General features: G+C 29.7%; 6 protein-coding genes. 2 read left to right on the top strand and 4 right to left on the bottom strand.

Going from position 1 to position 11,721, the window contains the following annotated elements; all coding sequences use genetic code 11:
* Positions 1-178 precede the first annotated feature (178 nt).
* The gene (locus HHL23_RS18050) at positions 179-1,399 is read left to right on the top strand and encodes a site-specific integrase (protein ID WP_169236171.1); all 1,221 of its coding nucleotides are present in this window, start codon (positions 179-181) and stop codon (positions 1,397-1,399) included.
* Between the two features lie 107 nt (positions 1,400-1,506).
* Entirely contained in the window at positions 1,507-2,343 is an 837-nt protein-coding gene (locus tag HHL23_RS18055) for a hypothetical protein (RefSeq protein WP_169236172.1), read from the top strand.
* 529 nt (positions 2,344-2,872) lie between these two features.
* On the opposite strand, the gene HHL23_RS18060 is transcribed toward HHL23_RS18055, so the two are convergent.
* The 4 genes from HHL23_RS18060 to HHL23_RS18075 form a co-directional block, all read right to left on the bottom strand.
* Positions 2,873-3,952 carry a GIY-YIG nuclease family protein gene (locus HHL23_RS18060; RefSeq protein WP_169236173.1) on the bottom strand — a complete coding sequence of 360 codons (1,080 nt, stop codon included), beginning with the start codon at positions 3,950-3,952 and terminating at the stop codon, positions 2,873-2,875.
* Between the two features lie 237 nt (positions 3,953-4,189).
* Positions 4,190-6,853: a DUF4365 domain-containing protein gene (locus HHL23_RS18065; protein ID WP_169236174.1), complete on the bottom strand. Its 2,664-nt coding sequence runs from the start codon at positions 6,851-6,853 to the stop codon at positions 4,190-4,192.
* Positions 6,854-7,056: 203 nt separating this feature from the next.
* Positions 7,057-7,422, bottom strand: a complete 366-nt coding sequence (locus HHL23_RS18070; RefSeq protein ID WP_169236175.1) for a hypothetical protein — start codon at positions 7,420-7,422, stop codon at positions 7,057-7,059.
* An 898-nt stretch (positions 7,423-8,320) separates the two neighbouring features.
* Positions 8,321-11,284, bottom strand: coding sequence for a DEAD/DEAH box helicase (locus tag HHL23_RS18075; protein ID WP_169236176.1), 2,964 nt, complete (start codon positions 11,282-11,284; stop codon positions 8,321-8,323).
* Positions 11,285-11,721: the final 437 nt, after the last annotated feature.

Genomic DNA, 11,721 nt, shown 5'->3' on the forward strand with positions numbered 1-11,721 from the left:
TCAAAATAAGACAAATTCTCTCAAATTGAAGGTGACCTTTTCGGTTACCTGAGCATATTAATTTTTTAGGTAACCGAATTTCTCCAAAAGTCCCACTATCAAAGCAAGCCTGTTCAAAATTTGAACATCTTGACTAAAGGGTCACCGAAAAGTAATTTAACCTTTAAAATCAATAATCATGAACACTAAAATTTCAGTATTATTCTATGCTAAAAAATCTAAAGCAAAAAGTAATTTGTGTGTACCAGTTTATTTAAGAATTACAGTTAATGGAAGACGAGCTGAATTCTCAACAGGTAAAACGGTGGATGCCTCTAAATGGAGTTCAAAAATGAGCCGTTTAAAAGGCAATTCTGAAGAGGCACGCACAATAAACAAGTATTTCGATGTTTTGTTATCAAAGATCCTTGAAATCGAAAGAAATCTTGTTTTATCTGCTGAATCTTTTGACGCCACGGATGTCAGGAATCTTTTAACAGGAAAACAGGATACCGAACGTTACCTAATCCCAATTTTTCAAGAGCATAATAACAGAATGGAAAAACTCATTGGAAAAGAATATGCATTGGCTACTCTGAAAAATTATAAAACCTGTTTATCCCATTTAAAAAAGTTTCTATGGAGCTTTTATAAAAAATCAGACATTAACATCAAAAAAATAGAGCCTGCATTCCTCAATGATTTCGATTTCTTTCTTAGAACGGTAGCAAAATGCAATAACAATTCGACAGTTAAGCATACCAAAAACCTATCAAAGATTCTGAAAATATGTTATCATAACAATTGGATTGAAAAAGACTTGGCAATGTATTACAAGGGAAAGTTTAATGAGGTTACTGCAAATTTTCTTACAGAAGAAGAAATTAAAACTATGCAGGATAAAGATTTTGCAGGTCAGGGATTAAATCTGGTTCGAGACATTTTCATCTTTAGTTGTTATACAGGGCTAGCATATATTGACATTTATAATTTAACAAAAGATCGTATTTCTACGGGAATTGATGGCAACTTGTGGATTATGACTAACCGACAAAAGACCAGTTCTGTTTCAAATATACCTTTATTGCCTATCCCTGAAGAAATCATCCGAAAATATGAAAATCATCCTGTAGCTTTGGAAGCAGGTAAATTACTTCCTGTTTACACCAATCAGAAAATAAATGAATATTTGAAAACCATTGCTGACAATTGTGAAATCAACAAGAAACTTACATTTCATGCAGCCCGACATACCTTTGCAACAACGGTAACTTTAGGAAATAATGTCTCCATGGAAAGCGTAAGCAAGATGTTAGGTCATAAAAGTATTAAAACAACTCAGCATTATGCTAAAATTCTGGATAAACAAGTCAGTGAGGACATGAAGAATTTAAAAAGCTTGTTACAAAAGAATAATTGACTGTTATTACTTACCCTAAATAATGATTGATGCATGAAATTTATAAGTATATTTAATAAAACAAATGAAAATCTATTCAGGTAAGAATCTTCCCAAATTACACAAAAATGACTCAGGAAAAATATTATTTTGAAAATCCCAAATCTTCTATAAGATCTCTAACAGAGGATGAGATAGAAGCCGCAATCGCAGATTATGAAAATGGAGTTAAAATTTCAGAGATTTGTCAGAAATATCCTAAATTAAAAGTAAGTAGTTTTTACAAACAACTACCATACAAACTTAATCAAGAGAAATGTGAATATTGTAATAATCAAATTTACACAAAAGTTAGAAAAAATGGTTATGGTAATGATTTAGCTAAATTATGTATCTATTGTAACCATGATTACACAAAAAATTGTAATTGTGAACAGTGCTTTCATAATACAAATGTGGCTCTCGAAGAAAAAAGGAAAGAACTGCAAATTGTTTGGAAAAACTTTTATACTGAATACTATAATCTAAATTATACACTAAATGATATCAGTATTTTTGATGAAATATATTTAGTATTACTCATCCAATCATATAAAGGTACATTTGAGAATACATTGGACTTCTCCTATTTTAAACAACTTAGGTTTCAAGTTCATGCATCATCTCATGAATATTATTCTGTAATAAACAACCTTATTGACAGAAAGATTCTGATTCCCAACATATACTATTTTGATTCGTATGATTATATTTATTCATCAGAACCCTCTCTTCCAACGATCAACTCTACAAAAATAAACTGGATTCCAAATATAATTAAAACCTCCGGTACTTTACTTTCAGTTTCAGAATTAGATAAAATCTTAAAAGAAAGGACTTACTCAGTTGAAGACAAAAAAATTTTATGGAGAGAAGTTTATTGGTCAGAAATCAAAAGTTATATAGATTATCAAATAAATATTTAAAAACGGTTATAGATGATCAAGTTATTGAACAAATCGTTGATTTTCTACAACCAACATTTCCACTATCAAAGGCTTATGCTTTAATCTATTTTGCAGTTAATTCTTCTATGAGATATATTCAGGATCATACTACAAATGAAAGAAAAATAAATTCTTATTTCAGAAATAGGATGAACGAACTCATCTTAAGATATCAAGATCATAAAAACCTGAAAGACTATAATCGCTTATTGTATATTGAACTAAGTTACTTTAATCAGTATGTTCTTAAAAATATTCTTAAACAGGAAAATGCATATTTTTATCTTTCAACAGATAAGATATTGGATAATGCCGATAGTAGGCTAGTATGAATTATTCACGATCTAATCTGAACACTTATCATCAAATTAAATAACTTTAAATAGATTAAGTATTATGTGTAATAGGTACTACTCGATCTGACAGTTTGGATGTACGGTTACTAAAAACTGTCAATTATTCTTTAAAGGATAATCTCTTTTATTCTGTTAACTAAAATGGATAAGTCTCATATTGATTTTGTTCTATTTTCCCACTTCTTCAAATGTGAAACAATTTCTTCATAAAAACCTTCTGCACTTGCTTTACTTAATGCCCCACCAAATCTTGATCGAAATTCACTTCTAGTTTTGCATTGCAATGCGGCTTGTTTGCAACTTTCATAAGTCCAAGTACCTTTTGGCGATCTTTTATAAATCATATGGTCACATATTTGCATCCAATTATTTCTATGAGCCGCATTGTAAGCACTACTACTATTATCTTGAAAATCACTTCTGGTTTTGTACTTTAGTGCTTCTTTTTGACACTTTTCAAACGTCCATTTTTTTTCGCTCCACCCCAGTCCACCTGCTTTTGCTTTATTTAATATGATCCAACCATTTTGTTTATAGATTTTAATTGTCTTCTCTTCTAATTTCTGAGCTTTATCAGCAGCAATGTATGATTTTGAAATTGATTTATACACCGGATTAAGGTTATTTTTCAAAGAATAATTATATACTGGTGATGTTTTTTCTTTTAGATGTTGTGCTTGCCTCCCCTCCTTGTTACAGGTTAAACCAACATATACAGCATTATTTGGAAATTCATAAGCATATACCAATCTTTTATTTTGGTTGCCAACTGCATGCATGTGAGAACAAATAAGAGCAAGCCAACCTTTTCTTAGACTAATACTATAAGCTGATGAATTATCTCTTTTGAAATGAACTTTGGTTGTATACTTTAGTGCTTCTTTTTGACATTGATCAAAATTCCAAAATCTATATGGCTTCCGCCGAGAAATCATATGCGAGCAAATTTGATCTAAAAAACCATCGATTATCGCACGATGATAAGCGGATGAAGAATAATGTACAAAATCAGTTCGATTTGTATATTTGAGTGCTTCTTTTTTGCACTTATCGAATGTCCATACTTTGTTCCAATTTCTCAGTTCAGGATTTTTATAAGTTTCCCTTCTTCTTGCATTTCTACAACTCGTGCAACGATGCCTACGACCACTTTTAGTTATTTTGCTAATAGCAAAATCATAAATGGGTTTTTCAGTCTTGCATTTTGTACAAAACTTAGTTAGAATATTCATACATGAAATATATTATTTACCCCCAAGCCTAAACCCTTGTTTCGACTGCTAGGTAACTACGAAGTAATTACTAAAAAAAATCATATTTCAATGAGGAATTTTAATCTTGAAGAAGCAGCGAGGTAATTGTAATCTTAGTGGTTAACTATGTATCCTAGCATTTGTTATTTCAATCGAATCGCACCCTATAAAGTTTGCTACCCGTTCAAAGTAATGACTACTATTTCTTTTGCACAATCAGTCCACCAAGTTTTCTAAATAAAATTTTCCAATTTCATTATCATAGTCGCTTTTAAGATACTCTTTCAAATAATCAAGAAGAGGTTTTGATTTTTTAAAAGTATTAATATAATATTTTAAATTGTTTCCTATTAACCAGTAAGGATTGAACTTAGAATAATCAAATGTATCCAAATGTACTAGCCAATCGTAATAATTTTTTTTAGATGAAACATTATAATCAATATACTTTTCTAATTTTTTTAGAGAGAATCCTAATTTAAAAAAAATATTAATTGCCTGATCCAATCTATAATTCTCTGGTGAACCAAATGCATCTCTTTCTTTTGATAAGTTAGGAATTCCCTCAATGAATTTTTCTAATAATTGATCTCCTAAACGAGGAACAATAGTATCTAAAACAACTGCTGTACTATATAATTCAGAATTAAAATTGTTTTCTAATTCTTTACAAACCTTTTGTTTGATTGTATTCTGTAGTTCATCATCTAAAAAACTTAATCCATACCAATATTTAAAATAGTTATCCTTTTTGGAAAAATCAATATCCTCAATATTTGAAACATCATTAATACCTTTGATTATATCAATAATTTCTTCTGAGGTAGCTTTTTCAAAATAGAGTTTTGCAAGAAAAGAAAAATTAGATATTCTTACATTATCATCAACACCAAGTTTAATAAGTTCAAATAAGTTCTCCTTAGAGATTATATCTTCTTTTTCTGAAACAACCTTCATTAAATCTGAAACAAGAGATAATCTTTCAATCTTGTTTATTTTGATGAATTTTAAAAGTTTTGAAAAAAGAATATTTAAGCTTTCTTTATCAATTTCAACTTTAGAAATAATGATGACTATATTTTGAATAATATTACTAATTTTCTGAACTAATCTATATTTATCTTTATTTCTTTTAAGATTATTAACTGATTTTATCAAATTATCTATATAAATCTTAAACTGTCCTAAAATAAGATTGGAACTTTGTATTTTAATACTTTTTATTTCATACTTATTTAACAAAAATGCAGCATCTTCACTTTTAACATAGAACATCCACATTTCAAGTATTTTAAAATCAAATTCATACTTTTCATAGTCAGGGTTTCTTAATGTATAAATAATGAGTATACCTTCTAATATTTTTCGACATAATTGTTCATATTCGTTGTATTGATTGAGAAGAACAAAATTAAATTTAAAGAAATTATGAATTCTCAAGAAATTACTTTGTAATTCAAGTAATTGTGTGTTTGATGTCCATCCCCCTTTTCTATCTCTTAACCAAGTTTTTTGTAATTCAAAAAGCAAATTGTCTATGTACACAATATTCCGGTAAACAAATCGAAAATCTTTTAAAGTCTTATATATATCTAAAAAATGTTGTGCTTTATCTAAAATGAATTTTTCTTCCGATTTGTCATCGATATCTTTGAATTTCTTTTTTATTTCATCATCAAAGTAAAAACTACTTTCGCTTAATTGCTTTAATTCTAGTAAATTTAATTTTGCAATTAGATAGGTGATAGGATTCTTATTTTTGTTTTCATTCCTGTATATATCTATTGATTGTTCGACATTTCCAAATAAAAATGAGGTATATGCCTTTCTTAGTTTCTCATAACTCGAATACTCAGGTCTATTAAGTTTTAAAAGATTTTCTGTTTTTCTTATATCTAATCTCTCGAAAGTACACCTTTCACAGTTGCAAGTTCCCGAAAGAAAAAGATTATGGATACAAAATCTATTTCCTTCCTTTAATATTCTGCCTCGAAAATAAATATGTTCAATTGCATTTATGCGAAAGAAACTAACTATAGATTTTATTTTTTCTTCCTGTTTATCTACAAAAGTATGACCACTCAAAATTTTATAAGTCTTTCTTCTTCTATTAACATCGAAATCTTTTATTGTATTATAAAACTCCTCATTATTTGTAGATATACTCATATCATTAAGATATGTATTTTCTCCAAAAGTATGATACAATATTTCGCTTAGAATATTTTTAGGGATAACTTTTATACACTCAAACTTTTCTATTATGTAATTAAGTTTATCAATGGTATGTAGTCCTTCCGTTTCTTTTTTAAAAATGGAGTAATCCGATTTATGAGATTCAAATAGATTTCCATGTAACTTTTCAATTTGTTTAATCTTTGCTGTACTTATTTCATCAAGAAATTTATCAAAATTCTCCTCATTGAGAATATTATCTTTCGGTATGTATATTTGAAAACTCTTTACCTTTTTATTTTTTTGTTCACGTATCCTATTTAGAATAGTGTCATCATTTTGAATAAAATAATAATAAATTTTATTTGATACAATATCACAGAGGGTAAAAACAAAAGGTTCAGAAATTTTATTATACCACGAAATCGGATGTCTTAAACTTGTTAAGGGATAAGAAATAACGTCTGCATTTTTTTTTGATTTTACAACTGCATTTTTGCCCTTATTTTGATTAAGAAAAATAAATTCATCAACGGACTCTTCTCTATCAACGATTTGATAGAAAAAGTCGATTCCAATTTCCCGTCTTCCAGACTCATGTTTGATCATTTTAAAATTTTTTGACCTAAACAATTCAGATAAAGTATCATTGAGAAGTGAATTAGCTTTATCTTCAATTTCTGTATTATCTAATTTACTTGACATAAATAGCAGTCGTTAATTTTATTGTATCTATGCAATATTAAGTATTAAGTACCATAGAATCTAACAAACACTAACTATTTATTAATAAAATTAGTTTGCATGTCTAAAACTATCAAAGAAGTTTTGGAGCTATTGCTTTCTAAAAAACATAGCTCCATTTTTCTTTTTTTTCATTATTAGAAATGGATTTAGTTCCGAGAAGATTAACAATTTTTAGCAATTAAATAATAAATTTTTGTAAAAACCTTGTTTTGCTGTTCTTTCAGTTCAGTAATTGTTTTTAGTTTTTCATTAAACCCTTTCAAAGCTTCGACATTCATAAATTTTTGAGCATTGACTATTTTTGCTACTTGGTTTATATTAGTTTCAATCTTCACAAAAATATTGTCCTGTTTTTCAATAAATGCCAGTATTTTTCTTCTTTCATCATCAAAAATTCTACTCTCCACTGAGTCAATAATTAAACTGCTCAAAGAAATTCGTTTTTGGGAACAGAGCTTTTTCCAGCTTTCTTTCCGGTGTTTTTGAATCCTTATGAAGATACGCTCCTCTTTTTCTCTATTTTTCATCTGTACTATAATAATTTGATTAAAAACTCTAAGACAAATTAAGTACTAAAACAGCAACAAGTCAATAGTAATGAGTATGTTCAACTCAAATAAGAGTATTCTGGAATCATATAGAATTTCAAAAGATTAAAAAAGAATATACTGGGCTAATTTGGATCCTTTTTAAGATTTCAAAAAAATAAAAACTGAGTTCCGAAGTTTTCCCCCCTTTTTGTAAAAAAGGCAAGATCGTCTTTGTGAGTACAACTTGAAAAGTTTGTACGTACAAAGACACATCTTGCTATAATAAGCATGCTAATTTTTCAGAGCTTTGAAAAAATAAAGCTAAAAAAAATACAACATATTGATAATCAATTATCTATATTGTTTAAAATATTTTTTGCTATTGAAAGAAAAAAAAGATGGTGAGTTAGGGAAAGAAAAAATAAGCTGACCTGTATCCATTTTACGCAGGTTCAGAAGTAACCTGTAGTTATTTTACGCAGCTTTAAAGAAAAGGTGGGTAATTTTTATGCAGGTTAGCATTATACCTGTATCTATTTTACGCAGGTCAAATGAATGGACTGTGCCCTTTTTACACAGGTTAAAAAAGGTATATTTATTTACACCAGTTTAGGTACTGACCTGTAGCTATTTCAGACGCAGGTGTTGAGGATAAGGGTGTATTCATTTTACACAGGTTATAATATAACCTGATGCTATTTTGCTCAGGTATTACAATAAGATGAGTAAATGCCATTCACCTGTAAGGAAAACATAAATAATTTTTATTCAGACTCAGACGTTGACCTACTATATTAACAAGTTTCTCGAAATTCGACTGGCTTAAATTCAATAACTATATAAGCAAGCAATCATTATCTGACAAAAAAAGATGTAGTTAACAGTTTCTATATGCTTAAACTAATCGTTCTTCTAATTGCCCCTTCCACACCATAAAGCCTCTATTAGCATCAGAATAATCGTGCATAATTCTTGAAAAGTTCTGTGGATTGGTTTCTAAGTAGGCTTGCCGTCCTTTGTCTCGGATAACATTGAGTTCTTTGTCTATTTGCTTTACAGTCTCCATTAGCACCGATTTATTTTTGTCTGTATGCCAAATGTAGGTTGCTTCTTCTGTATCTAAGGTTTCTAAAATGATGTGATAATTTTCTTCTCCAGCAATTAAAAAAACAAAGGAAAACGGCTGTAAAACAAACCTTAACTTCATAATATTTCGTTCATGTTTATCTGCCAAGTACTGAATATGGCTGGAATGTTTATACTGTTTTCCATTTAATAAATTTTCCAAAATACTCTCCGCATTGGTATAAATATTTTGGTTTTTTGGTAGTTCATCGGTTGTAAGAATGTTTTGTTTCGATGTCGGAATCTGACTGATGAAATTTTTATTGAGAAATTGAAATTTTACACTTTCTATTATTTCTTTATTGATGTTTTCAAGATCGGATGATGTAGCTAATTGTGATAAAATAACACCATTTTCTATTTCGCTGCAAATATCAATTTTAACAGATTTTGATTTCAAAATTTTAATGAAATAAGGTTTCAAAACTTCAAACTCAGGTCTAAATTCCTCGTTTTCTATTTCAAAATCTAATTGTTGATCGTTTTCTTTGTCTATGTACTTAAAACCAATATTACCATATCTGAAATCCAAATCTTCTATAGCTATTTTGATTTGTTTCTCTATGACCAAACTTTGTCTTTCAGGAGTAACCTCTGTTGGTTCATCAAACAAGCTTCCTTGTCTTGCTATTTGACGATAATAGGTATTTCGTTTTAAAAATAGTTTGTTCAGATAATCAATTTTGATGTCCCGATAATCATAGATTGTCGGGTGGATTTCTGACCGTTGTACACGACCAATGTATTGAATCAACTTGCCTTTGAATGAAAACGGATATACCAGAAACAAAGAACTGATATTTGATAAATCCGAACCTTCTCCAAAATACTGCCCGGTGGTTATCAATATCTGAAAATTACCTTGCTGTAAAGTTTGCCATTTTAATTTTCTATTGCTTTCGGAATCATCGCCACTCAATGTAATCACTTCATAAGATTGCTTTAGGAAAAGGTAAAGCGTATCAATATGTTCTTTCCTTTCCGTGATAATCGCAATTCGCTTTCCTTTGGAAAGTTCTGTCTTTATGTCATTCAGAATAAGTTTGTTTCGTTCCGAATCGTGAATTAAAATTTTTGAAAGTGTTTCAAAATTGTCAGTTTTTGAATTAAATGGAATATCCAAATTAGTATTCCTGACAATGATTTGAGCGTGTCTAAAGCTTTCAATTTCATTACTCGCAATTTCTGAAATTATTTCTCCAAGAAAGGCAAAAATCAATTTATCGTCATTGTATTTCCTGAATGGTGTCGCTGTTAGTCCATATAGATAAAATGTTTCCAACTTTTCAATCGTATTGCGGAAAGTTTCGGCAGGAATGTGGTGACATTCGTCAACGAGAATGGTTCCGAATTGATTCTGAATTTGCTCAATTTGCTTTGGCAAACTCTGAATGGTAGCAATTGTAATCTGCTTTCCAATTTTTGCTTTTCCTTGCCCGATGATACCAATATCATGTTTAGGAATTCCGATAAAAGCTTGAACTCTTTCTTGCCATTGTTCCAATAATTGTTTGCGATGAACAACGATTAAAGCTGGTTGTTTCTTGTCTGCAATGATTTTCAAGCCTATAATTGTTTTACCCGAACCGGGCGGAGCAACAATTACTCCAAAATCCCTTTTTGAAATACTATCAATGACCTTATTCTGATGATCTCTTAATGTTGCATTAAATGAAAATCCAACTTCTTCTTTTTGTTTTCGATGGTCTTGAAAATCAAAATCGAAGTTTTGTTCTTTACAAAATCGAAGCAATTTCCCAATATAACCTCGTGGAATAATAACTTCGTTTTCTGTCTCTTCAATCAGTTTAAAATAGCGCTCTGTTCCAAAAGTATTTTTACCCGATTTCTTCTTGATAAAGAATTCTGAATTAGCAAGGTTCAATTCTTCTTTCAGAAAATTGATTATTGGAGTTGTCAACCCATCTCTTTGAATACAGACATTTTGTTGAAGTGTAATGGTAAGTCTACCGTTTATGCTCTTAGAAATTTGTAGATTTTCTGTTGTAGAAACTTCTTGATAGAAATTATCAACTAAGTCAATCGAAACCCTTTCTATTCCATTCAAAAACGACCATTGGTTAGGATAGGGTTCAAATGTTTCAGGGTTGACAAAACAACTATTTCCATTTTCCATTGCAGGTTTGAAAAATGGCAGCGCTATCAAATTTCCCAAACCTTTTCCCGAAAGAAAATCCTGATTAGGAAATAATCTATCGAAACTTGAACCTTTGTCAAACATTGAAAAAGCTCCCGACTCTTCCAAAATAGAAATAAAAATCTTGCGACTTCGGATAGCCGGATAGGGTTTGTCAAAAAATATCCAGACGTGTCCGCCATTTCCAGAACGAGAACGTTCTAAATATGCTGGAATATTTCTCTCTTTGCAGGCTTTTAAGAAATTTACAGCTTCCTTTTGCCAATTCTGTTTGTCAAAATCCGCAACTAAAAGCCACGAAGTATTATCCACTAATAAAGGATAAATTCCAATTTGCTGGATACCGTTTAAATGTTTTTGAATTTCGTTATCAGTAAGTGATAAATAGGTTTTATGCGGATAATTCTGAAAAGTTCCACCATTCATTTTATGTACCCGATAATGATATGGGTCATACTGATAGGCGGGCATATAGCCGGACTTTCCCGATTTCTCCCAACGAATTGCAAACACGTCTTCCCTGCCTTGGAATAAGGAACAAAATATGTCAATTTGCTTATTGAGATTATCTTTCATTAAAAATTTGAAAATTATACTTAGATATTAATTTCTACTTCGATTTTGGGTTATAATTGTTTTTACGTCCGTTATAACAGATTGATAAGCATTATTTACAATTGAAATTTTAAGCTTCCTAATTCCTAAAATTAGGAAAAGAAAGTCAGCTAACATTATTTTACAATCAGAAAATTGAATATATAGTTTAACGTAACAATAATCTTAATACTTTAGAAGACACAATCAGTTCATGTTGATTTCTTCGTTTTTAATATTTCACTCGATAATATTTTAGTTGTATTTTGCCGATTGTAAAATTTTCTGATTGATTGATTGGGTTTCGAGGACACTCGACTTTTTTCTTTTAATACTCTTCCAATTCAAAAAGCAGTATTTACCTTTTAATTTGATGAGTTCTGTTGACATTAAAGAGTATTTTGATTGAATTGATTCGT

The organism is Chryseobacterium antibioticum (assembly GCF_012927325.1).
GTDB classification, from domain to species: domain Bacteria; phylum Bacteroidota; class Bacteroidia; order Flavobacteriales; family Weeksellaceae; genus Chryseobacterium; species Chryseobacterium antibioticum.

Coding starts and splice junctions, on each gene's coding strand:
- HHL23_RS18050 (WP_169236171.1), top strand. CDS start 179: ATGAACACTAAAATTTCAGTATTATTCTATGCTAAAAAATCTAAAGCA.
- HHL23_RS18055 (WP_169236172.1), top strand. CDS start 1,507: ATGACTCAGGAAAAATATTATTTTGAAAATCCCAAATCTTCTATAAGA.
- HHL23_RS18060 (WP_169236173.1), bottom strand. CDS start 3,952: ATGAATATTCTAACTAAGTTTTGTACAAAATGCAAGACTGAAAAACCC.
- HHL23_RS18065 (WP_169236174.1), bottom strand. CDS start 6,853: ATGTCAAGTAAATTAGATAATACAGAAATTGAAGATAAAGCTAATTCA.
- HHL23_RS18070 (WP_169236175.1), bottom strand. CDS start 7,422: ATGAAAAATAGAGAAAAAGAGGAGCGTATCTTCATAAGGATTCAAAAA.
- HHL23_RS18075 (WP_169236176.1), bottom strand. CDS start 11,284: ATGAAAGATAATCTCAATAAGCAAATTGACATATTTTGTTCCTTATTC.